The sequence below is a fragment of the Streptomyces kebangsaanensis genome (assembly GCF_001906585.1).
In the GTDB taxonomy this organism is placed as follows: domain Bacteria; phylum Actinomycetota; class Actinomycetes; order Streptomycetales; family Streptomycetaceae; genus Streptomyces; species Streptomyces kebangsaanensis.
This window is the reverse complement of the sequence record NZ_JUJA01000157.1, coordinates 265,122-287,553: the sequence shown is the minus strand read 5'-3', so window position 1 is coordinate 287,553 and position 22,432 is coordinate 265,122. Positions and strand designations below refer to the sequence as shown.

Here is a 22,432-nt window from a genome sequence, read left to right as displayed (position 1 = left end):
ACGCGGCGGAGCGGCGGCCGGAACCGCGGGGGAGGAGAGCACGTCGCCGGGCCTCCCGTCAGCCGCCGGATCCGTACGACAGGCCGGAGCACAGGTCGTCGTCCGCTGAGCGGGCGTCGTCCGCCACCGAGGTGGGGACGGCGGTCGGTGCCGCCGGCGCGGAGGTGCCGGCTGTGGCGTAGGAGGCGCCCACGACCACGTTGATCCCGGTCCCGCCGATGGCCTCGAGCCCGGAGCCCGGGAAGAGCCTGGCGACCGTCTCGGCCCGGCTCCGCAGGCCCGGGCCGTACTGGATGACCGTGGTGGGGTGCTGACGGCTGTTCGCGTTGCCGGTGCCGGTGACGGTGAAACCGTGGTCGGTGAGGGTGGCGGCGGCCTCGGAGGCCAGGCCGTCGGTGGTGGTGCCGTTGTACACGGCGACGTCGATACCGTCCCCGGAGACGCCCTCCCCGGCGTTCGGCGAGGCGGAGGCGGACGCCGAGGCGGTGCGCTTCCTCCCGCCGGCGTCCTTGCCGTCGAGGGTGCGGTCGGCCTTGAGCGAGGCCCACAGGTCGGAGGCGTCCGGCTCGACGACCGCGATGCGCGAACCCTCGTAGCGCCAGGGGACGGTCACGAACTTGGTGTTGTGCAGGTCGATGTCCTTCAGCGACATGGCGAAGGAGACCAGCTTGTTCGCCGTGCCCAGTCCCGGGTCCACGGTCATCGACTCGGTGGCGGCGGTGGCGAGCGGCAGCAGCTTGGTCGGGGTGAGGCCGTCGCTCTTGATCTTCTTGAGGAGGCTGGAGACGAAGGCCTGCTGGCGTTTGATCCGTCCTATGTCGGAGCCGTCGCCGATGCCGTGCCGGATACGGACGTAGTCCAGCGCCTTCTGTCCGGAGACGGTCTGCTCGCCTTCCTCGAGGATCAGCTCGCCCCTGGTGGTGCGGTGGGGGTTGAGGTCCCTCTGGTAGATGTCCTGCGGGACGCACACCTTCACCCCGCCGACCACGTCCGTCAGCTCCGCGAAGCCCTTGAAGTCCACGACGATCGTGTGGTCGACGCGCAGCCCGGTGAGCTCCTCCACCGTGTTCTGGGTGCAGGCCGGGTTGCCCTTCTTCGTCTGCCCGACCGAGAAGGCCGAGTTGAACGCGGTGTCGGTCCGGGGCTCGGTCCAGCTGCCGTCGGGCAGTTTGCAGGGCGGGACGGTGACCAGGGTGTCGCGCGGGATGGACACCGCGATCGCGTGCTTGCGGTCGGCGTAGACGTGCAGCAGGAACGCCGTGTCGGAGCGGCCGATGTCGTCCTTGCTCCCGCCGCCCAGCGCGCTGTTGCCGTCGGTGCGTGCGTCCGAGCCGATGACCAGGACGTTCGTGCCCTTGGACGAGCCGGCCCCGGGGCGGTTCCTGGACAGGCCGGCATCGTCGAAGGTGTCGATGCCGCCGTTCAGCCTCAGGTAGATCCAGCCCAGGCCGGCCGTGCCGAGCACCGCCACCGCCAGCGCGACGAGCAGCGCTGTCCGCAGCGGGCCGCGTGTGCGGCGCTGCGCCGCGCGCCTGCCGCGCGTACTGCCACGGCGGGGCGGTTCGGCCCGGCGCCGGTGGCGGGAGGGTATGGCCTGATCGCTGGTGGTGGTCATCCGTGTGCCCTCGTCCGTCCGACTCGTACGGAGGGGACGACTGACCCCGCCCCAAGGTTGTACAGTTGCGCAATATAGCAACTGACTCAGTCGGTACGCGTCGCCCGGCGGGTACCGCCGGCCGGCGAAGAGAAGGGGTGGCGCGGGATGCTCCGCAACGCACTGGAACCCTGGCACCTGCTGATCGTGGCGATCGTGATCATCGTGCTGTTCGGCTCGAAGAAGCTGCCCGAGGCCGCCCGCGGGCTGGGGAAGGCGATGCGCATCCTCAAGAGCGAGGCCGCGGCCATGAAGGAGGACGACGCCATGAAGGAGGGTGGCGCCATGAAGGGGGGTGGCGCCGCGCGGCACCCAGCCGCCCCGGCCGAGCGCGCGACCGCTCCCGAGCCCGCGGCGCGCGTCGTCCGGGCCGCGCCCGGTGAGACCGCCACGGCCCGCCCGGCCGCCGGGAGCCACCCGGCCCGCTGAGGCCCGCGGTCGCGCCGGTCGCGTCCGTCAGGGGCTGGCGATGTCGAAGCCGTACCGCAGCGGCTGGCTGTCCACTGCGTGGTCACGGCGGTAGACGTACACCCCTTCCGCGCGCATGCCGTGCGGTGCGGCCTCCATCTGGCAGGGATGCGTCACCTGGATCACGCGCGGCCGGCCGGAGACCTTCAACCGCAGCCCGTCCGCGGGCCCTCCGTCGAGCACCGCGGTTTCCCATCCCGTCACGTCGGTAGTCGCCACGGCGAACAGTTTATAGGTTGCGCAAGTTTTGGGTATTGTGAGGCAGGTCACGGCCGTCGCCCCGGCTCGTGCCGTCCTCCGGCGTCGTCCCCGATGCGCGACCGTGCACAGGCTGCGGTTGTCCGGCGAGGCGGTGCCCGACTGCCGGCCCGCAGGTCGGGGCCTTCGCCGCGCGGGATCTGAGTACGGGCCTGAGTACACGCGCTCATGCTCCGCGACATGACGCGCGCCACACTCCACGGCATGACCCATCTACCGCCACCGGCCGAGGAGTTGCGTGTCCTCGACGCGGAGTTGTGGCAACTCGACGTCCGCCGGGCCCAGTTGCTGGCCCGCCGCGCCCAGCTGATCGGTCTCCTCCAGCCGTCCTTCCCGCCCGCTCCGCCGGAGCCGCGGCGACCCGAGACCACCGCGCCCCGTGTGCAGAACGTGCTCCTCGTCCTCGGCGGCGTCCTGCTGACCGTCGCCGCGATCGCGTTCACCCTGGTCAGCTGGGGGCACCTGGGGATCGCCGGGCGGTCCGTGGTGCTCGCCGCGGTGACCGTGGCGGCGCTCGGCGCTCCCGTGCCCCTGCTCAAGCGCGGGCTGCGCTCGACGGCGGAGGCGCTGGCGGGCCTCGGCCTGGCGCTGACGGTGCTCGACGCGTACGCGCTGCACGAGGTCGCGCTGACGGCCGCCGACGGCACGGGGTACGCGGCCGTCGCGGCGACGTTCCTGGCCGGGGCGTGGTGGGGGTACGGCAGGGGACTCGGTTCCCTGCGCGTCCCCCTCCCCGCCGCGCTGGCCGCCGCCCAACTCCCTCTGCTGCTGTGGGCGGTGGCGGTCGGCGCGGGCCCGTACGCGATCACGGCCGCGCTGTTGCTGACGGCCGCGTTCGACGCGGTCGTCGCGCTCCGGACGTCCGCGATGTCCCTGCGCGTCGCCGCCGCCGTCGGCGCGTACGGAGCGGGCGGCTGGGGCGTGGCGGCGGCCGGCGTGCTCTCCTGGGGGGCCGCCGGTCCGAGCGCCGCCGCCCGTGCGGCGGCGCTCCTCGCCCTCGCGGCGGCGATCGCGCTGTACGCCGCATGGCGCGCCCCGCGGCAGGGCCTTGCCACCGGCGCCGCGGTCACCGGCGGGCTGCTCCTGGTCGCGGCGCTCGGCGGCATCCCGCGCGCGTCGCTGCCCGGGGTGTGGACGGTACCCGGCTATCTGGTCTGCGGGGTCGGGCTGCTGTCGGCCGTCCGCGCTCCGCTCCCGGAGCCCGTGCGGCGCGGTGCCGCCCGGGCGTCGGCCTCCGTCCAGGCCCTGGCGGTGGTGTGGGCACTGCCCCTGGTCGTCGTGGTGCTGCTGGGCCCGGTCGGATGGACGGGGCGGGTCTGGTCCGGGGCGCCGTCGGACCTGCGCGCCGCGGTGACGGTCTGGGCGCCCTGGCCGGCGGACGCGGCGGCCGCGCCGCTGGTGCTCGCGATCGTCGCGGCGGTTCTGGCCCGGGCGGCCCGCGCCACCCCGGCCTGGCGCGACCCGGCCGAGGCCGGTGCCGTGGCCCTGGTCTGGGCGACCGCGATCGTCTTCCCGGTCGCACTGCAACTCCCCTACGCGGCAGGGCTGTTCGCTCAGGGGCTGACGACCGTGGCGGCGCTGGCCGCAGCGGCGTACGCGCGTCGGACGCCGACGTTCCTCACCGCCGTCCTCCTCTCCCTGCTCACCGCGGCCGGCCTCACGCTCCTCTCGCTCGCCTCCCGGGGCGCGACCCTGACCGTGCTCGCCGCGCTGACGGGGATCTTCGCGGTGGCCGCCGCGCGCCGGCGTCCGACCGCCGTCTGCGCGAGCGCGTCCCTGGCCTGTGCGGCGGGTCTGGCGTGTGCGGTGGGTGCCGCCGCGGACCGGTCGCCCGCGCACACGGCGCTGCTGGTCCTGGTCGTCCCGGCCGCCGCGGCCCTGCTCGCGGCGCGGGTCCCGCGGGCCGCGGTTCCGGTCGAGGCCACGGGCGCCGTCGCGGGGCTCCTGGCCGTCGGGCTGGCCGTCACCGACGCGCCCGTGCTGGCCCTCGTCCTGGCCCTGTGCGGGGTGATCGCCGCGGGCACCGCCGTGCGCGCGGACCGCCGTCAGGCCGGGTACGCGGCCGCCGCGCTGTTCGTGCTGGCCACCTGGGTGCGGCTCGGGTCGTGGGCCGTGGACACCCCGGAGGCGTACACCCTGCCGGTGACCGTCCCGGCGCTGGTCGTGGGCTTCGTCCGGCGGCGCCGGGACCCCCAGGCCTCGTCGTGGACGGCATACGGTCCCGGGCTCTCGGCGACGCTCGTGCCGAGCCTGCTCGCGGCATGGGCCGACGCGGACTGGCCGCGCCCCCTGCTGCTCGGCACGGCGGCCCTCGTCCTCACCCTGCTGGGTGCCCGCCACCGGCTCCAGGCGCCGCTCGTCCTCGGCGGGAGCGTGCTCGTGCTGGACGCGCTGCACGAACTCGCCCCTTATCTGGTGCAGTTGGCGGGCACGCTCCCCCGCTGGCTGCCTCCCGCGCTCGCCGGACTGCTGCTGCTCGTACTGGGCGCGACGTACGAGCAGCGGATCCGGGACGCCCGGCGGGTACGGGAGGCGCTGGGGCGTATGCGCTGAGGCGCCGAGGGACGGCTGCGGCATCCGGATCCTCCTCGCTTTCGACCCGGTGCGCCGGGCAGTGCTGCCGGTGGCCGGCGACAAGGCCGGAAACCGGCGGCGGAAAGACAACAGCCGCTCGGCGTGGCCGCCATGCGTGCGCCTCTGCTTCCCACCGCCGTGATCAGTCATCTGCGGTCGCTCGCACTGCTCGTTCGGTGCGTATCTTGTGCGGGTTTCAGTGCAGATGTCCAAGATTGACTTCAAGATACGTTTCCTCTTGAAGGCGGGAGAACATGCCGACGTACGTCGCGTTGCTGAACTGGACCGATCAGGGGGTCCACCACTACAAGGACACCGCGAAGCGCGCCGAGGCCTTCGGCGCAGCGGCACAGAAGATCGGTGCGAAGCTCCTGAACATCTACTGGACCGTCGGTCCGTACGACCTCGTGGCCGTCGTCGAGGCACCCGACGACGAAACCGCCACCGCGGCACTCCTGCAGCTCGGCGGGGCGGGCAACGTCCGTTCCACGACTCTGCGGGCCTTCGGCCGGGAGGAGATGGAACGCGTCATCGCCAAGGCGGCCGGCTGACGGCCTCCGCGCACCGCACGCGAGGGCGTCCGGCGAGCCGGCTGTCGAGGTGGCCCGAGCCGAGCGGCGCGCCCTGGCCGCGGCAAGCCGTCGGTGGGGTGAAGCGGAGTTTTTGCGCGGGAGCGGGGAAGAAGCCAGAACGGGAGGGAGGACAGGAGACGACTGTGACCGTCCTCGCGATCTTTCTCTTCACCATCGGGACGCTCCTCGTCCTCATCGGGGCACTGCTGATCCTCACGGGGACGTTTCTGATCGCCATCGGGGCTGTCCTGATCCTTATGGGGACAGCCCTGATCGCCATAGGTGCGTTCTTGCTGATCCGGAGACTTCTCGGCCGTGATCGAACGCAATTCCACTCCTGGTGAACCTGAGGAGGGACCCTCGGCACAGCCGCAGCCGATCAGAAGGAAGCCCCGCGCACGCGGCACTTCCCCACGCCCGCCGAGGTCGTCGTGGACCGGGCCGGAGCCCCCGGTGCGGACCGGGGGCTCCGGGGCGCGTGCTACGGGGCGGGCACGGCCGTAGCGGGTCTGCCGGCGGTGCGGGCGCGGACCCGCTGACGAGGACCGGACGCGCGCTCTCGGCTTGGAAAGCGACGGCGCTTGTGCGCCCACATGACTTCCACATGGCTATTGACCTGCGCAGATCCACTGTGCTTCCCTCCCCGTGAGGGCCTGGGGCACCGCTGTTGACTGTGGGTGCCGGCTCTGAGGGGCACACCAAGGGCACGGGTGGCGTACAGGGGCGGACCGAGGGGGGTACGAAGTGTCTCGGGGCTTTGGGGGATGCATCGGGATCGCGGGCGGAGCGACCGCTCCACCCATGCGCACACCTCGACCGGGCCTGCCCCGACCGCGGGCGCCACGAGGCCGATGCTCCCCGGTACGGCGGCCTCGTGCCCCTGCCGGTCCGTACTGATCCTCAGTGATCCTCGTACGTCCGCCGAACGAACCCCTGACACCACCGTCATCGCTGTCGCACCGCGGGTTTCCACGGGCGTCGCCCGCGACGGTGTCCGTCCTGCCGCTCGCCGGTGACGTCGCCGGCCGCGACGGCCGCGTCACAGGAAGCGCACCAGCCGGAGAACACCCTCACGCGGGAGCCGGGGGTGGCTCGCGGGACGGCGACGGACCCGCCACAACCCGGGCCGTGTTCTTTCCGTCTTGTTTCGGCGGACAGCTCTTCGTGAGGGAAAAGCGGTTCCGGCCGGAAGGTGACGAGCGAAACCCGCCCTGATACGACCAACCTCTAACAAAGCAGCCAAGAATTGAGACACATACCACCGCGGGACCTTCCGCGAACAGACCGAAGAACCGCGTTCTCCGCGAGGCTTCGGCCACGGGCGGGACTCTGGGCCGCGGCGGGTGCCGTGGCCCTCGGATTCCTCATCGCGCTGGAGTTCGCCGCGCGTCGCTACGGCCTGCCGGGGCCGATCACCAACCAGGTGCGAGAGGTGGTGGCCGCCCCCAAGTCGGGCGGCCTGCTGTACGCCGCCATGGCGTTGACGATGGTGGTCCTCACCTGGCGGCAACGGTTCATCGCGGTGGGTGCGGCGATCGGTATCGACATCGCCTTCTTGCTGGTCCGGTGGGCGGTGGGCGCCGAGACGACCGGCGGCCACCCCTTCGGCAACGGCGCGTTGTGGGTGATTCTGGGCTGTGCGGTCATCGCTGTCACCCGCCGCACCGGCCGGGAACGTGTCCTGCTGCTGAAGGGCGTCGGACTGGGCCTGCTGCTCATGGCCGGCCGCAAGACCGGCGACACATGGCTGCTCATCACCTCGAAGACCCGCCCGGCGGTGCTCGACCAGTACGTGGCAACAGCCGATCACGCGCTGGGCGATCCGTCGTGGCTGGTGGGCCGGGTCATCACGGCCACCGGCCCCATTGGCTTCAATTTCCTCGACACCGTCTACGGTCAGCTCGCGGTGGCCGCGGTCGTCGTCGCGCTGTACCAACTGCGCGGCGTGGCGGCCGAGCGCCGCTTCCCGGGCCATCACCTGGTGCGCACCTTCCTGGTGATCGGCCTCATCGGGCCGGCCTTCTACATGATCTTCCCGGTGGTCGGACCGATCTTCGCCTACGGCACCGGCACCGAGTACTGGGCGCCGATCAGCCTGTGGTCGCCGGACATTCCGTCCAGCGGGCACTGGGCGGTGGCCGACCTGTGGCCGCAGACGCCGCCGCCGGTCACCACCCCGCACCCCATGCCGTTCGACGGGATCACCCCGCGGAACTGCATGCCCAGCCTGCACACGGCGTGGGCTGTCGCGATCTTCATCCATTCCCGGAAGGGCCCGCGCGTCCTGCGGTACGCGGGCACGTTCTGGCTGATCGCCACGCTCACCGCAACGCTGGGGTTCGGCTACCACTACGGCGTGGACCTCATTTCCGGCGTGGTGTTCGCGCTCACGATCGAGGCGGCTCTGCGGTCGTTCGACCGCGGCTGGGACCGATCAGGGATCCGGCTGGTCGCTTACGGAACAACGGTCTTCGCCGCGCTGCTGGTGTCCTACCGCTTCCTGCCGTTGACGATGGCCGAGCATCCGTGGGTGTCCGGACCACTGCTCATGCTGGCGATGACCTCAGTGGTCTACGGCTACGTACGGACCACCGCGGCGTGGGAACCGAGGGCCGCACCAGCACGACAGCCGGAACCGCAACCAGAGCCGATCTGAACCGTGTTGCACCGGCTCGTCGGCCGCGCGCCGCCCGAGTGAGGCCGGGATCGGGCGCGGAGAGGCCACCGCTCCCGACGGCACCGCAACGTCATGCCGAGGCGTTCGGCGGCAGGTCGGACCTGGTTGCCGTCTTCGGTGACCACATGCCGCGGATGCCGGCAAGCGGTGGTCGGGGCAGCGCGGCGGCGTGGCGGGCCCGACGGTTCCGGGGCGGTGCCGCGCGGCGCGCACCGCCCCGCGGTGTTCCCCGTGGTTCCCCGCGTGATCCGGCACGCGCCCGGCACGCGCGCCGTCCGGTCCGTGCCTCCGCCGTGCCGGCGACCACCGCTCGGGGAGAACCGCTGACGAAACGCGGTTCGCGAGGTGGGGGAACGCCGTTCCCGGGGCCGGCGGGTGTGCGGGCGTACGGCAGGTCAGGCGGTCCCCGAAGTCTCCAGGACCATACGGATCTCCGTCATCTCGTAACCGGCGCGGTCGAAGGCGGCGGCCATCGGGACGTTCGTGGTGTCCGTCGTCGCGGTGATGCGCTCGGCGCCTTCGGCCGCGTGGAAGCGGGTGATCTCGGCGAGGATCTCGTCGATCAGCCCCTTGCCGCGCTGCTCGGGTACGACACCGAGATAGCCGACGTTGCGGTGGTACGGGGTCGCCGACGGGACGGCCAGACCGGCGAGCGTGCCGCCGGGCAGCTTCGCGAGCCTCCACCAGGAGCGCTCGCCCGGGCAGTCGAGGTAGAACCGCATGTCCTCCTCGGCCAGCTGCCCGGCGTCCTTCGTGCGCAGCTCGTCAAGGGTGGCCTGGTCGAGGCTGCCGGCCGACACCCGGACGAAGGCCTCCAGGAACTCCTCGTCGCTGCCCTCGCGGAACGCCAGCCGGCCACCGGCTTCGGGCAGTCCCGCCGCCGGGGTCCACTCGTAGCGCAGGCGCTGGATCTCCCGGCCCAACCCCGCGCGCAAGCCCGCTTCGCGACGCCAGGCGACCGCCTCGGTCAGTTCCGGTCGGCTGCTCCAGTCCGCCGGGAGGGAGAGGTTGTACAGCGGGCGCGTGCCGAAGGCGGCATGCCCGGCGTCGAGGAGCCCGGTGGCGACGGCGACAGGATCGGCGACCGTGGAGCGGACCTGGAGGCAATCGAGGGCTATGGGCCGCTCGCTGTCGGCACGGCCCCACCACAGAGCACGGGCGAGGACCTGCCCGCCCTCGTCCTCGGCGAGCCAGATCCATTCCGGCCGGAACCGGTCGGCGTCGAGCTCCTCGCGGATCCTCCCGGCGGTCAGGGCGGCGACGGGACCGTCGGCCGGGTACGCGGTGGCACGGTCGAGGGCGGTGGGGTCCGCGGTGGCGGAAAGAAATCGCATTCGGCCCATGCTCACGGCCGGGGGGTACCGGAGCAAGGCATTTGTCGTCGCCTGCCGCCTGCCACCCACTGTCCGCACCGGCGTGCCGACCGCGCTCCGTTCAGCTGTTCCCGATCGGCGCGAGCCTCTGTCGGGATGTCGTCCGGTCCCGGGAGGTGCTTGACGCTCCGGTCTCCGCCGACGGTCGACGGCGACCCCGCTCACCTGACCGACGAGGCACCGGATCCCGGGCAACCGAATCCGCCGGAACCGTGGTCTGGAGGGCGAGGGAGGGTGCTTGATGCAGGCCAAACATGAGGCCGAGTTCCAAGAGTTCGTCGGAGCGCGGTGGTCCCATCTCGTACGGACCGCGTATCTGCTCACGGGCGACGTGCACCACGCCGAGGACCTGACCCAGACGGCGCTGGCCAAGGCGTACCGCTCATGGCGGCGGGTCTCGCGCAGCGACAGTCCGGAGGCGTACGTCCGGCGGATACTGGTCAGCTGCAACAGCGACCGGTTCCGCAAGCGGCGGGTCAGGGAGGCTCTGACCGCGGCGCCGCCGGAGGTGGCCGGGCGCGACGAGGCCGTCTCGTGGGCCGACGAGCGCAGCGCCCTGCTCGCGGCGCTGGCCGGACTGCCGCCGAAGCAGCGGGCGGTGGTCGTCCTGCGCTACTGGGAGGACCTGTCCGAGGCCGAGGTCGCCGGGGTGCTCGGCTGCTCGCCCGGCACGGTCAAGAGCCAGGCGTCGAAGGCGCTGGCGAAATTGCGTACGCATCCGGAGCTCGCGCAGGTCGTGGACGGACCCGTCCGCAGCCGAGTGCCGTCCGGGCAGGGAGGCAGCAAGTGAACGACGAGCAGAAGCAGCAGGGGACGGGAGCCGGCGGGGACTTCGAGGAGCAGCTGCGCGAGCTGCTCGCCGAGGGCGCGAACACGATCCGGCCCGCGCCGGTGCCGTATCCGGCGATCCGCCGCCGGGGCACGACCGAGCGGCGCCGGGTGGCGGCGGCCGGGGCGGCCCTGGTGGCGCTGGCGACGCTGCCCGTGGGGGCGTACGCGCTGGCCGACGGAGGTGTGGGCGGAAACACGGCGGCGTCGGTCGGCGCCATGCCGCGGACGTCGGCGACACCGACGCCGACACCGACACCGTCCGCGTCGCCGTCGGGACCCGCGCGACCGGCCACGGAGGACCAGCTCCTCGACGGGATCACCTTCGGGCAGGCCGTCGACGGGCTGGAGAAGTGCCTCGCGTACGACCGGTCGCTCCCCCACAGCCCGTCCGGTCCCCGCCCGGACCTGGGCGCGGCAGAGGAGTACCGGATCATCCTGGCGATGAACAGCACCGGCGACTCCAACGCGCCCGGCGACGGCATGTACGTCGTCGCGGTGAAGGAGCGACCGCAGCAGACCCGGCTGATCTGCAACGTGAAGGACGGTGAGGCGAGCGGCCTCAACACCAGCGTAGGCGCCGATGACCTGCCGGACGCCGGCCCCGTGGCGGCGGACAGCAACGGCGGCAAGCTCCACCGGCAGTCGGTCCTCGACCGCGGCAACTGGAAGCTGCCGTTCCGATGGGGTGTCATCGGCACCGTCGAGCCGTCAGTGGCCCGGGTGACCGTCTCCTACGGCGGCGCCACCAGCCAGGCCGCCCTGGACCACGGCTGGTTCGTCGCCTCCGGCGTCCTGGACCAGCAGGTCACCGTGGCCCCGCGCATCAAGGGTTATGACGCCGACGGCAAGCTGGTCTACGACTCCGACGAGGACAAGAACTACGAGAAGCGGCTGTAGCAGCGCCACCCGGCCGGGGGGCGCCACACGGGGGGCGGCGCTCCCGGATCCCGGTCGGCGGTGCGGCACGAGGGGCACGGGTCCGGGGATCACGGGTCCGGGGGTGCCGTCGCACTCGGTCAGGATCCGTTCCGGCGTGGTTCTCGCCCCGGAGCGGTCGGCGGTCCACGCTGTGCGCCGTGGGCGGGGCCCGGCTCATGCGGGCCACGTCGTCCTGCTCGGCGAAGGCCTGCCGGTGCGTGGGTCGTGGTGCCGCTTCGCCTATGTGTCGCCACGCCCCTGCGTGAGCGCTTCGCCGACCACCAGGCCGAGGGCGAGGGCGGTGACGACCGTGACCAGCTTCAGCAGGTCCTGGAAACCCTCGACATGGCCGCCGGCCAGAGTGGTCAGGCCGCGCATGCCGAGCGAGCCGACGGTGAGCGTGAAGAAGCCGGGCAGGATCAGGATCAGCCGGGGCGGGCGGCGCGGCCCGCGCGCGATCAGCGTGGCCGCGGCGGCGAGGACGACCGCGGCGACGAAGGTGGCGCCCGTCTCACCGGCGAGCTTCGTGAACGCCGACTGCACGCCGACGGTGACGTAGACGAGCAGGAGCAGCGGCCAGAAGAAGCGCAGGGGGATCGCGAAGGCGAACAGAGTGCCCGCCGTGAAGACGATCCAGGCCAGGAACAGCGCCCACCGGGGCAGGTCGGAGTGGGCGGCGACGTCGAAGAGGGTGTGGGGGGAGGCGCCGGCGAAGAGGACGCCGAGCAGGACACCGACATAGAGCTGGACCAGCAGGAAGACGGAGTAGACGAGCCGTATCGCACCGGTGGTGATCAGGCCGGCGACCAGCTCGGCGGTCGCCGCGCTCAAGTAGTCGCCGGGGACGAAGTAGAACAGCGCCGGGAGCATCAGCAGGACGGGGCCGCCGTGTGCGGGGCCGTCGGCGAACAGCTCGATCGTGACGACGGAGACCACCGTCGACACCGCCAGTGGAAGGAACCGGTGCAGCCGGGGCACGCGGTCGGCGGTGACCGCGAGAGTCGCGGCGAGCGCGCCCAGCACGGCCGTGGTGGCGATCTCGTACCAGGTGGGCTGCATCAACGGCGCGAAACCCAGCGCGAACAGCACGATGCCGAGGAACTTCAGCCACCACGGGTACGGCGCCGGCGCCGCCTCGATCCCCCTCAGCCTGTGGTCGGCCTCCGCGATCCCGGTCCGGCCTGCCCGCACGTCGGCGAGGAACGGCTTGAGCGCGGCCACCTGGTCGAGGCGGAAGACCTCCGGGAAGCCGTGCACGATGACGGCGCGGGTACCGCCGTCCGCCGCGGTGACCGTGAGCACCGCCGCCTCCGGCACCAGCAGCAGGGACGCGGCACCGCCGAAGGCACGGGCACTGTCGGCCACGGCTCGCTCGATGAGATGGGCACCCTCGCCGGACGAGCGCAGCAGCAGTCCGGCCAGCCGGGCCAGGAACGCCGTGAGGGCGTCGAGATCCGCGACCGATCGCTGCTCCACGCCCGCCTCCAACGCCCGCATCCTCGCTCCGGGACCAGGAGTTCCAGCCTGCGTGGACGGCTGACTCCCGGCATCTCGGGCAGCACGGTCCCCGTCACCCGAGCGGCTGCGGAGCACGGGCGTCAAGACGATCACAGCCAAGGCGTACCGGCCCCTGAAAGCCGTCACGGAAACCGTCGCCGATGACGAACTGATCCAGCGTGACCCGTGCCGTATATCAAGGGCGCCGTCGTTGACGACGTCAGGTGTGGATCTCAGGACGGGCGGGACTTGCGTGTCCGGCGGTGTCTGACCACATGACGCAGCAGGAGCGCAGCCCAGGCAACGAAGAGCACCAGCCCTCCAAGGCGGACCCACAGCGGACTGGCTGTACTGGCGGCCGTCCACCCGGACCAGACGAGGCTCAGCACCATCCAACCGGGGCGTTCGACCAGGGATTGTTTCCGGTCCTCAGGCACGCACCGTTCCCTTCCCGTGCGGCGTGATCATCCCACAGGAGGCGGCACGTGAAGAGAGCAGGCGTGGACCCGGGCTCGGAGCGGCGCCCACTTTCACGGAAAGAAGCGCCCCGTCTTGCCGCACCGCCACACCTGGGCGGAAACCCGCATGGTCCGGGTTCTCCGACCCGGGGTTTCACTGGTGGTGACGGTGGCCCGTCTGTCACCGTTGGCCGAGATGGGGCGCCGTCACCGCTGCTGCGCCCGGTCGGCACGCCTGCGGCAGAGGAGCATCCGATCCGTAGCTGTGTGCGGGTCGGTCGCGAACGGTCGTACCGGCCGCGCCACGGTCCCGGAGGGACGCCACCGGACGGGGGCGGTCGCTGGGATTGCCGTACTTCCGTGCCGTACCTCGGCCTCGACTCGTTCCCGCGGGAACCGCCCTCCACTCCCTGACGCTGGGGAGCCGATCACGTCTTCGAGTCCCACTGGTACGGGGCCCGGGCCGTACGCGTCACTTCCTGCGGACGGTCGCGAGCGCCAGCACCATGCTCGTGAGCAGTATGGACACCACGAGCGAGGCGAAGAACAGGGCCTGGAGCCAGCCGGCGTTCGCACCGGTGAGCGTGCCGTCCGCGGACGCGCATGCCACCTCTGGCGGAAAGCTCTGCCGGCGCAGGTCGCCGCAGGTGTTCGGCAGGTCGTCGTTGACGACGTACGCGTTCGCCCAGCACAGCGCCCAGCTGACGAGGAAGACGCCCAGCGAGGCCAAGGAGACGCCCCACAGCGCGGTCGGGCGGTGAGCTGTCCCGGAGCCCGCCGGAGGTGCCGTCATGACCGGGAGCGTACCGGCACGGTCTTCTTGGCGCTGCAACCAGGTCGGTCACCTGACTGCCCTCCTCAGCCCACCACTCGCCCCGGCTCCCGTCCCGTCCGCACCGCCGTCCTGCCCCACCCGAACGCCGCCCGGGCAGCCCGCCCCGCCTACGCGCGGAGTCCGGAGAGGCCGCGTGAGATGCCGCCCGCCGGGCGCTCAGCCGGGGAGGTCGGGGTTCCCCTCGTCCCGTCCCCACTCGGAGGCACCGAGCGGACAGGTGTACGCGGGCCGAACCGTGTTCCCGCCCGTCCGGAAGGGCTTGCCGTCGTCGACGCGCACGATGCCCCGCCGGTCACCGCTGACCGGGTCAGCTCCGGGTACCAGCTCACGTTGTGCGCCCGCGCGAACCGTTCCACGGGCGCGTACTCCGTCGGCACGGCGTCCCCGTCGACGTACCGACCGGCCCAACAGCTCGGAGAATTCGTCTCCCGCCACTGTTCCGTTCCCTCCCCACGTCCCGGAACCTCATTCCAGGGGGTGGTCATTCCCCCAGGTCAGAGCTATTGCAAGCGTCCCAGCGTCCCAGATGTCCCGGCAGCCGTGGCGGTCGGGACGGAGCACCGCACAAGCTTGGGCCGTCCAAGCACGCCGCTCCCGGCATCCGGGCGAACGGCCCCTGCCACAACACGTAATGACCAAGGGGGATCACATGTCCACACGCACCCACCGCACCCGCGTGTTCGCCGCTGCCGCGCTCGCGGCCGCCGCGCTGACGTTGACGGCATGCAGCAACGGAGAGGGCGTCCACGACGAGGGGGCGTCGGCAGGATCCGCATCCACGCCGGCGCCCACGTCCTCACCCAGGACGAGCGGGGGAACCTCCACCGGGGCGGGACAGGCCGGCCGGGCGGGCTGGGCCTCCGGAGGCGCGGCAGGCGGCGCGGCCGGTTCAAGCGGCACAACGGGCTCCACCGGCTCGTCGGGTTCCACGGACTCGCCGGGTTCCACGGGCTCCACGGGCTCCAAGGACCCGGCGTCCGCCTCGACCCCCTGCTCCAGCGCCTCCACCCGGATGACCGCCACGGAGGTCTCCCGCCCCCTGAACCACCTTCTCCTCACCGTCACCAACACCGGCTCGAAGAACTGCCACCTCATCGGCTATCCGGCGGCCCGATTCGGTGAGGCCCAGTCCGTCCCTCGGGCCTTCGAGGACTCCAAGCCCCAGGCGGTGGTCACCCTGGCCCCCGGCGAGTCGGGCTATGCGAGCGTCCTTCTCTCGGCCGCGGACGGCAGTGGCTCCAACGGCCACACGGCCAAGTCCCTCGCGGTCTTCTTCAACGACGGCGCGAGCGCCGCCCGCCCGTCACTCCCCGCGAAGGGCGTGTACGTGGACGACTCGGCCGGAGTCTCGTACTGGCAGTCGACCATGGCCGACGCCCTGGCCTGGTGATGCATCGGCCCACTGACGCCACGGTGCGGAAGGCCAGGGCCACGGCCGCGACGAAGGCGTCCGCCGGGCCTCCTGGCACCGATCCGATACGCGACCACTGACCACGGCAGACAGCACGAAGGCCCGGGCCTGACCTGGGCCTTCGTGTGGGAGCGGGCGACGAGAACCGAACTCGCGCTCTCGGTCTGGGAAACGACGGCGCCCGGGCAGGCCGTACGGCGCTGACATGCGCGGATGCCTTGTGCCGGGGTGGTCGTCCGGCTCGGGCCGCCTCCGCGTGTGCACACGCCTTCCGGTGACGTGCGCCCCTGCCGCACGGGATCGACTCCCGCGCCTCTCCGGAACATCCGGCGGTCGGCCCCGATGCGGTTCGGTCCGAACCCGTGGCCGCGGTCCGTCCTCCGGACGCGGCGTTGACGTCGAAGCGGAGCGTTTCCGTCCGCAACGGACCAGTTTTCGGACTCAAGTGTCGATTTCCGGACGGAACAAGATCAAAGCTTTACAGGTGATGCCAATGCCGATCAACAATGGCTTGATGCTTGAGGCGTGAGTCATCGCGTGGTACGGCCGAGCGTACCGCTCACGTTCAGGACCTCGTGGCAAGTCGGCGCCCGGCGACCGGTGGCCGGTGTTCCCGGCTTGTCACAGGTCACTTTGATCGTCACGGTGTCGTTCTCAGGGATCTCGATGGGGGTTACCCAGTGGTAGTCCTGGTTGCGGAAGGTCTCCAGCGCGATGGTGGTGATCTTGCGGTCTCCGAAGGAGATCGTCAGCACCCCCTCGTCCCCCTGGAAGTTGGCGACGACGATGTCGGTGACACCGAAGACACTGTTCTCGGGTACCCGGTAGGTACCGGTCCTGGTCTGCCCGCCGGACGTCTGCAGGTCGATGGTCGCCGAACTCTGCCGGCCGACGCCGGTCGAGGTGCCGTCACCGCCCGGTCCGGACGACTGGCCGTTCCCCTGGCCGCCGGGCCGAGCGTCCGGGCCGCCGCCGGGACCGCCGCCGGAACCGGTGCCCGGAGTCTGCCCGTCCGACTCTCCGGCGGGCGTGGGGCGCGGCTGGACCGCCTCGGTGGCCGCTTCCTTGGCGGCGCTGCGCACCATCGGACGAACGAGTGCGAACCAGGCGAGCAGCAGTGCCAGCAGTGCCGCGAGCACCGCGAGCAGCCACTTGGGGAAGACCGGGATCTGGACGAACTCCGCGTCCAGCGGCGCCCGGACGGCGGTCGCGTCCCGTCGTGCCGCCTCCTGATCACCGGCTTCGGCGGTGTCCACGGTGAACGGCCACACCACCGGGGCGCCGAACCACACCGGTTTGCCCGTGCGGACCCGCAGCCCGGCCTCCGCGGACTCGCCGGGCTCCAGCGCGGGCTCCGCCGGGCTGAAGGCGAACTTCAGCTCCTCGCCCGCCTGGTCGGGGGTGAAGCTCACCCGCACCGGGGAGTTGCCCCGGTTGCGCACCGCCAGCCGGTAGCGGCCGCGCAGCCAGCCGCGCCGGCGACGCGGAACCAGCTCGGTGTGCAGCTCCCGGAACTCCTCGACGCGCACGGTGGTTTCGGGGACCCGCACCGACTCGGGGTGCTCGGTGGGCAGGATCCGCACCCCGAGAGGCACCTCACCGGCCCGGACCTCCGGGGAACGCGGCGGGTCCAGACGGATCGTCACCGTCTCCGAGGTGCCGGGGTAGAGAGAGACCCGTGGAGGTTCCGCGGTCGCCCAGGAAGCGCAGTCCCCGACGACCTCCAGGCTGTACGCCTCGACGATGTCGCTGTCGTTGCGGACGGTCACGCTGGTCGTCGCGGTGCCACCCGGCGTCACCGTCACCGCCGGGATGTCGAGCCCGGGCGCACCGGGACCGGAAGAGGCTGCAGAAGGCGTCACGCCACGACGGTAGAACCGTGCCCAGGGGCTCAACGAGGAGCGCGAGGGCAACACCCGGGCAGTAGTCATGCCCGGGAAGCAATGACCGACTCCTTCGTGAGGGTGCGGAGTCACGGCGCTTCTTCGTTCTGTACGAGTCGTACACGGACGGTCGTGCCGTCCCCGCGTCACCCCACGGACCTACGAGACAGGCAACTTCCCATGTCCGTCCCAAAGGAAGGCAACCGGGCCATGTCCGCCACCACGTTACGCGTACCCGCCCAGGCCCGGCCCACGCACGTGACCTCCCGTTCCGGTTCCCCGGGCCGGGTGACCGTGGCCGTCCACGCCGCCGATCCGGTCCTGCGCGTCGGCGTCGTCCAGCAGTTGCGCTCGCGCCCCGAGGTCGACCTGCTCGGCGAGGCCGACGCGGAGCAGGCCCAGGCGTCGCTGGTGGTCGTGGACGGCGTCGACGACGACGTGGCCGCCCTGCTGCACCGATTACGGCACAACACCACCACCCGCACGGGCCTCGTGGTCGGCACCCTCGGACCCGGCGCGCTGCAACGCGTCATCGAGTGCGGCGTGGTGGCGGTGCTGCGGCGCACCGAGGCCGACCAGGACCGGCTCCTCCACCTGGTCCTGGCGATAGCCAACGGCGAGGGCGTGCTCCCCGGTGACCTGCTCGGCAAGCTGCTCACGCACGTGGGCGGCCTCCAGCGCTCGGCGCTCGACCCGCGGAGCCTGTCCACGCTGACCACGCGCGAGGCGGACATGTTGCGTCTGGTGTCGGAGGGCCTGGACACCGCGGAGATCGCCCGCAAGACCGCGTACTCCGAACGGACCGTCAAGAACGTGCTGCACGAGATCAACACGCGTCTGCAGCTGCGCAACCGGGCCCACGCGGTCGGCTACGCGCTGCGCAACGGGCTGATCTGAACGACGGCCGGGACCCCGGCACTGCCCGAAAGAGCACCACACGTTTCCCCCGGGTAAGGCCCCGCCGCCCTGCCGCGCCGCTCACCGCCGTCGCAGGGTGGCGGGGGCACATCCGGATGCCGTACCAGACTGTGTGGGGGGACTGTGATGAGAACCGCCGGCCCCGGCGGGCGGCGCCGTCTGGGCGGGCTCGGCACGTCGTTGCTGCTGCTGATCCCGCTGCTCGGGGTGACGGCGGCCTCCGGGCGGAGCAGCGCCGAGCCCCGGCCGCGGGCGGCCGACACCGCGGAGACCCGGATCGCGTACGCCGGTACCCGGCACCGCAGTCTCGGCCGGGTCGCCACCGACACCTCCAGCACACCGCTGTTCGGCGCGGGCCCGGCCCACTTCGACGTCCAGCCGTCCGCCCTCGGCGACACGCTGGTCTTCGCGAGCCGCCGTGACAAGAAGGATCCGCAGGTCTACCTGAGGTCCGCCGACGGCTCGGTACGCCGTCTCACCAGCGGCCGGGACGCGGCGCACCCCCGGCTGACGCCGGACGGCCGAGCCGTGGTGTTCGACTCGGCCGAACCCGGTGGCCCGGGCGGCCGGACCCAGCGCGACCTGTGGCGGGTGCGCACCGACGGCACCGGTCTGACCCGGCTCACCGACACCCCCTCGGACGAGGAGTGGCCGACGGTCTCCCCGGACGGGCTGCGCCTGGCGTACGCCGGCGACAGCGACCCGTCGGCCGGCCGGCAGATCTACGTACGTCCCCTGGCCGGCGGCGCCGCCTCCCGGATCACCGGCCCCGCGAACGGCACGGCCACCGAACCGGTGTGGAACCCGGTCGGCGACGCCGCGCACCGGGACCTGATCGCGTACACCGCCACCGCCGCCGGGCAGACCGGCCCCCGGCTGCGGGTGACGGACGGGAGCGTCGACGGGCCGTTGCTCGGGGGCGCGCAGGCACAGTGGCGCACCCACGGGGCAGCGTGGTTGCCCGACGGGGACGGCGTGCTGTTCCTGAGCCCCGACCGCACCTGTGCGTGCAAAGGCGACTGGGACCACGTGTTCCGGGTGCCCGCGCACTCCGACCGGACCCCCTCGGTGGTGCTCAGCGAGGACCGGGAGGTCCTCTCGCCCACCTGGCTCGGCCCGCTCGACGGCGGCGGTGTGGTGGTGGAGCGCACCACGGCGCCCGGCGGACCGCACACGGTGACGCTGCAGGACGTCCGGACGGACGGATCCGACCCGCGCGACCTGGGGCCGACGGTCCTCCGGGAGGATCCGGCGGCCGACACCAACACCGATCCCGCCAGGAACCCGCTGTTCCGGCCCGCGCCCGGGTACGACCCGTGGCACGAGCGGCAGAACTACACCCCCGACGGCCGCCGGATCGTGGTGACCCGCTTCGAGGGACCCCCCGACGACCGGATCGAGCGGATCTGGACGGTGGACGCCGACGGCTCGAACGCGGCGCCCATGCCGCTCCGGGGACGCGGCCCGAAGGACTGGGACACCGACCCGACGTTCTCCCCGGACGGGAAGTACCTCGCCTTCACCCGGACCTCGCCGGGCGGGGTCGGCGACGCCGCGGGCCCCGGCCGCGTTCTCGTCGCGGACGTGGCCACCGGCAAGATCCGTGGCGAGGTCGTCCCGCCGTACGGGCAGCTCCGGGGCGGCGATGCCCAGCCCGCATGGTCCCCCGACGGCACCACCCTGGCCTTCACCCGCAACCATGTGATCAACGGGGGCGGCGGCAACAAGCACATCTGGACCGTGCCCGTGGGCGACCTGGGCCGGCAGCGCGACCTGAGCGCCATGATCTGTCCGGGCGCCTGCGAGGTCATCGACGACAGCCCGGCGTTCTCCCCGGACGGGCGCGGCATCGCCTTCAACCGCAAGAGCGGCGGCGGCCGGATCGACGAGCGCGACGGCATGCTCCTGACGTCCCCGTCGGGCGGTGGCTGCCGGGTGCTGCTGCCCGACGCCGCCCGCGACCTCGCCGACGCCTGCCACCGGGAACTGCCGGACACCTCGGCCACCGGCCCGTTCCAGCCGCGCGACGCCGCCTGGACGGCCGACGGCAACGGGCTGGTGATCAGCTCCCGTTCCGGCCGTCCGGTCAACAGCCCCGAGAAACTGCACCTCCTGGACGTGGCGTCCGGCCGTCTCACCCCGCTCACCACCGGCCTGCCGGGCCGGCAGAAGGAACCCGGCGTCCAGCAGTCCGTGGACCTCGCGGTCCGGGCGCCCGGCACCGTCCCGGAGGTCACCGTCGGTGAGTCCACCACGGTCCGCGTCGAGGTGGTGAACAACGGTCCCGCCGCCTCCCCCGGCACCCGGCTGACCGTCGCTCCGCCGCCCGGCGTGGAGGTCACCCGGCTGACCCGGCCCGGGGGCACCTGCACGGCCGCCTCCCTCCAGTGCGACGTCGGCGTGGTGCCGCCCGGCACGGCCGTTGCGGTGGACGTCACCCTCACCGGGCTCGTGCCCGGCGACGCGCCGGTCGACTGGTCGGTCGCCGGCACCGTCCTGGATCCGCGGCCCGGCGACAACACCGGCCGGACCGTGGTGCCGGTGCGCGAGGCCACGCCGTCCCCGCCCCCGTCCACCCCCACGCCGCCCACTCCGGCACCACCCACTCCCACGCCGCCCACTCCCACGCCGCCCACTCCCACGCCGCCCACTCCGGCACCGCCCACCCGGACCCCCACCACGACCGCGCCGCCCCCACCCGCGCCGACCGCTCCCGCGCCGCCCACCGCGCCGCCCACCGCGCCGCCCGTCGTGATCCCGGAGCCGGACGAGCCCGAGGCCGGACCCGGAGTGCGCGTCACGGCCCAGCCGAACCCCGGCTACGTCGGCGGACGCGTCGTGGTGACGTACACCGTGCGCAACGGTCGCAACGCGCTGGCGACCGGACTGCGGCTGCGCATCGGCCTGCCCAAGGGCATCCCGGACAACGGGCCGCCGCCGGGCTGCGACCGGTCCCGAGTGTGCGCGCTGCCGGACCTGAAACCGGGCGAGAGCACCGTCGTCCAGGTCGTCCTCAGTCCCGACAAGGCGCTGACCGGCCAGGTCACCGGCATCCTCACCACCAGCGGGACGGACGCCGACCCGAGCGACAACACCGCCCGGCAGCGGCTGCGCATCCTCCAGCCGCGCATCGTCGCGGTGCCGGGGATCGGCAAGCCCGGCTTCGTCACCTCCGTGCGCGGCGAGGACTTCCCGCCCGGAGTGCCGGTGCGGTTCACCTGGAAGCCGGGGATCACCGCGGCGGCGGCGCCGACCGTGCCGAAGCCGGACGGCACGTTCATCGGCCAGCTGCTCATCCTCGCCAAGGACCAGACGGGACCGCGCGTCATCACCGCCAGGGGCCCCGGGTTCTCCCCGGTGAAGACGGACTTCCTGGTGGTCAGCGGCACCGTGCAGCCGCCCGACGAGGTGACCCGCCGGTGATCCACGAGGTCGACGAGGGGCTGCGCCGCCTGCTCGGCGAGTCCGGTCTGGAGGCGTCGGGCGTCGAGGTGGTCTTCGACGCCCCCACCCGGGACTGGGCGGCGCGCCGCAGCGCCCCCACGGTCTGCGTCTTCCTGTACGACATCCGCGAGGACACCACCCGGCGCGGCAGCGGCGCCGGGGAGGTGCACGACGCGGACGGACACCTCGTGGCGCGCCGCGCCCCGCCGCGCTGGTTCCACCTGACGTACCTGGTCACGGCGTGGGCGGGCCGCCCACAGGACGAACACCGCCTGCTCTCGCAGGTGCTCGCCCGTCTGACGGCCGCCGACACCCTGCCCGCCCGGCTGCTCACCGGCACGCTCGCGGAGCTCGGCCTGACCGTGGGACTGGACACCGCCGGGGCCGGGCTCGACGCACCGGCCGCCGCGGACGTGTGGTCGGCACTCGGCGGGGAGCTGAAGGCGTCGCTCGGGGTACGGGTGCGGGCGCCGCTCGCGGGGGTGACCACTGCCGTCGCGCCGCCGGTCACCGAAGGGCTCGTCGTACGCTCCACCGCCCGCCGCGAGGGCGGGGGGCCGGCGCCGGGGCGCCGGCTGCGCTACACGGAGACGAGTGATCCGGGCCCGGAGGGCTTCGCCGGCCCGCGCGAGCGGCGGCCCGTCCCCGCCCGCCGACGCCG

Annotated in this window: 17 protein-coding genes; 11 read left to right on the top strand and 6 right to left on the bottom strand. The window is 72.8% G+C overall.

Going from position 1 to position 22,432, the window contains the following annotated elements; genetic code table 11:
• Positions 1-58 precede the first annotated feature (58 nt).
• Positions 59-1,615 carry an LCP family protein gene (locus tag RH94_RS28480; protein WP_073951209.1) on the bottom strand — a complete coding sequence of 519 codons (1,557 nt, stop codon included), beginning with the start codon at positions 1,613-1,615 and terminating at the stop codon, positions 59-61.
• A gap of 147 nt (positions 1,616-1,762) precedes the next feature.
• On the opposite strand from RH94_RS28480, the gene tatA reads away from it, so the two are divergent.
• Positions 1,763-2,083 (top strand): Sec-independent protein translocase subunit TatA, encoded by a 321-nt coding sequence (gene tatA / locus RH94_RS28475; RefSeq protein WP_073951208.1) that lies wholly within the window; start codon positions 1,763-1,765, stop codon positions 2,081-2,083.
• A gap of 27 nt (positions 2,084-2,110) precedes the next feature.
• Here the strand turns inward: tatA and RH94_RS28470 are convergent, their stop codons facing one another.
• Entirely contained in the window at positions 2,111-2,341 is a 231-nt protein-coding gene (locus RH94_RS28470) for a hypothetical protein (RefSeq protein ID WP_199881079.1), read from the bottom strand.
• A gap of 207 nt (positions 2,342-2,548) precedes the next feature.
• Between RH94_RS28470 and RH94_RS28465 the strand changes: the two genes are divergently transcribed.
• From RH94_RS28465 to RH94_RS28450, 4 genes are all read left to right on the top strand, one after another.
• Positions 2,549-4,933 (top strand): SCO7613 C-terminal domain-containing membrane protein, encoded by a 2,385-nt coding sequence (locus RH94_RS28465; protein WP_199881078.1) that lies wholly within the window; start codon positions 2,549-2,551, stop codon positions 4,931-4,933.
• A gap of 275 nt (positions 4,934-5,208) precedes the next feature.
• Positions 5,209-5,505: a GYD domain-containing protein gene (locus RH94_RS28460; protein WP_073951206.1), complete on the top strand. Its 297-nt coding sequence runs from the start codon at positions 5,209-5,211 to the stop codon at positions 5,503-5,505.
• A 164-nt stretch (positions 5,506-5,669) separates the two neighbouring features.
• Complete coding sequence (locus tag RH94_RS28455; RefSeq protein ID WP_073951205.1) at positions 5,670-5,870, top strand: hypothetical protein; 201 nt, start codon at positions 5,670-5,672, stop codon at positions 5,868-5,870.
• 902 nt (positions 5,871-6,772) lie between these two features.
• Positions 6,773-8,182: a phosphatase PAP2 family protein gene (locus RH94_RS28450; protein WP_079189218.1), complete on the top strand. Its 1,410-nt coding sequence runs from the start codon at positions 6,773-6,775 to the stop codon at positions 8,180-8,182.
• Positions 8,183-8,598: 416 nt separating this feature from the next.
• Here RH94_RS28450 and RH94_RS28445 read toward each other — a convergent pair whose 3' ends face one another.
• Entirely contained in the window at positions 8,599-9,537 is a 939-nt protein-coding gene (locus RH94_RS28445) for a GNAT family N-acetyltransferase (protein WP_073951203.1), read from the bottom strand.
• 280 nt (positions 9,538-9,817) lie between these two features.
• On the opposite strand from RH94_RS28445, the gene RH94_RS28440 reads away from it, so the two are divergent.
• Both RH94_RS28440 and RH94_RS41595 read left to right on the top strand, forming a co-directional pair.
• Positions 9,818-10,366 carry a SigE family RNA polymerase sigma factor gene (locus tag RH94_RS28440; RefSeq protein ID WP_073951202.1) on the top strand — a complete coding sequence of 183 codons (549 nt, stop codon included), beginning with the start codon at positions 9,818-9,820 and terminating at the stop codon, positions 10,364-10,366.
• Entirely contained in the window at positions 10,363-11,304 is a 942-nt protein-coding gene (locus RH94_RS41595; protein ID WP_073951201.1) for a hypothetical protein, read from the top strand. The genes RH94_RS28440 and RH94_RS41595 overlap by 4 nt, the downstream gene beginning before the upstream one ends.
• A 261-nt stretch (positions 11,305-11,565) precedes the next feature.
• On the opposite strand, the gene RH94_RS28430 is transcribed toward RH94_RS41595, so the two are convergent.
• The gene (locus tag RH94_RS28430) at positions 11,566-12,801 is read right to left on the bottom strand and encodes a threonine/serine exporter family protein (RefSeq protein ID WP_234426101.1); all 1,236 of its coding nucleotides are present in this window, start codon (positions 12,799-12,801) and stop codon (positions 11,566-11,568) included.
• A gap of 951 nt (positions 12,802-13,752) precedes the next feature.
• On the bottom strand, positions 13,753-14,073 hold the full coding sequence (locus RH94_RS28425; RefSeq protein ID WP_143204089.1) for a hypothetical protein: 321 nt from the start codon (positions 14,071-14,073) through the stop codon (positions 13,753-13,755).
• 691 nt (positions 14,074-14,764) lie between these two features.
• Between RH94_RS28425 and RH94_RS46815 the strand changes: the two genes are divergently transcribed.
• Positions 14,765-15,505: a DUF4232 domain-containing protein gene (locus tag RH94_RS46815; protein ID WP_073951198.1), complete on the top strand. Its 741-nt coding sequence runs from the start codon at positions 14,765-14,767 to the stop codon at positions 15,503-15,505.
• A 551-nt stretch (positions 15,506-16,056) separates the two neighbouring features.
• Here the strand turns inward: RH94_RS46815 and RH94_RS28410 are convergent.
• The gene (locus RH94_RS28410; RefSeq protein WP_079189217.1) at positions 16,057-17,388 is read right to left on the bottom strand and encodes a COG1470 family protein; all 1,332 of its coding nucleotides are present in this window, start codon (positions 17,386-17,388) and stop codon (positions 16,057-16,059) included.
• 231 nt (positions 17,389-17,619) lie between these two features.
• Between RH94_RS28410 and RH94_RS28405 the strand changes: the two genes are divergently transcribed.
• From RH94_RS28405 to RH94_RS28395, 3 genes are all read left to right on the top strand, one after another.
• Positions 17,620-18,306, top strand: coding sequence for a response regulator transcription factor (locus RH94_RS28405; RefSeq protein ID WP_073951197.1), 687 nt, complete (start codon positions 17,620-17,622; stop codon positions 18,304-18,306).
• A gap of 147 nt (positions 18,307-18,453) precedes the next feature.
• Positions 18,454-21,750 (top strand): DUF11 domain-containing protein, encoded by a 3,297-nt coding sequence (locus tag RH94_RS28400; protein ID WP_073951196.1) that lies wholly within the window; start codon positions 18,454-18,456, stop codon positions 21,748-21,750.
• Positions 21,747-22,432, top strand: a 686-nt coding sequence (locus tag RH94_RS28395; RefSeq protein WP_079189224.1) for a DUF4255 domain-containing protein, incomplete at its 3' end; no start/stop codon positions are given. The genes RH94_RS28400 and RH94_RS28395, both read left to right, overlap by 4 nt.

What these genes read in the sequence shown, in the direction of transcription:
- RH94_RS28425 (WP_143204089.1), bottom strand. Translation starts at nt 14,073, where the DNA reads ATGACGGCACCTCCGGCGGGCTCCGGGACAGCTCACCGCCCGACCGCG.
- RH94_RS28460 (WP_073951206.1), top strand. Translation starts at nt 5,209, where the DNA reads ATGCCGACGTACGTCGCGTTGCTGAACTGGACCGATCAGGGGGTCCAC.
- RH94_RS28480 (WP_073951209.1), bottom strand. Translation starts at nt 1,615, where the DNA reads ATGACCACCACCAGCGATCAGGCCATACCCTCCCGCCACCGGCGCCGG.
- RH94_RS28445 (WP_073951203.1), bottom strand. Translation starts at nt 9,537, where the DNA reads ATGCGATTTCTTTCCGCCACCGCGGACCCCACCGCCCTCGACCGTGCC.
- RH94_RS46815 (WP_073951198.1), top strand. Translation starts at nt 14,765, where the DNA reads ATGTCCACACGCACCCACCGCACCCGCGTGTTCGCCGCTGCCGCGCTC.
- tatA (WP_073951208.1), top strand. Translation starts at nt 1,763, where the DNA reads ATGCTCCGCAACGCACTGGAACCCTGGCACCTGCTGATCGTGGCGATC.
- RH94_RS28465 (WP_199881078.1), top strand. Translation starts at nt 2,549, where the DNA reads ATGCTCCGCGACATGACGCGCGCCACACTCCACGGCATGACCCATCTA.
- RH94_RS28440 (WP_073951202.1), top strand. Translation starts at nt 9,818, where the DNA reads ATGCAGGCCAAACATGAGGCCGAGTTCCAAGAGTTCGTCGGAGCGCGG.
- RH94_RS28400 (WP_073951196.1), top strand. Translation starts at nt 18,454, where the DNA reads ATGAGAACCGCCGGCCCCGGCGGGCGGCGCCGTCTGGGCGGGCTCGGC.
- RH94_RS28405 (WP_073951197.1), top strand. Translation starts at nt 17,620, where the DNA reads ATGTCCGCCACCACGTTACGCGTACCCGCCCAGGCCCGGCCCACGCAC.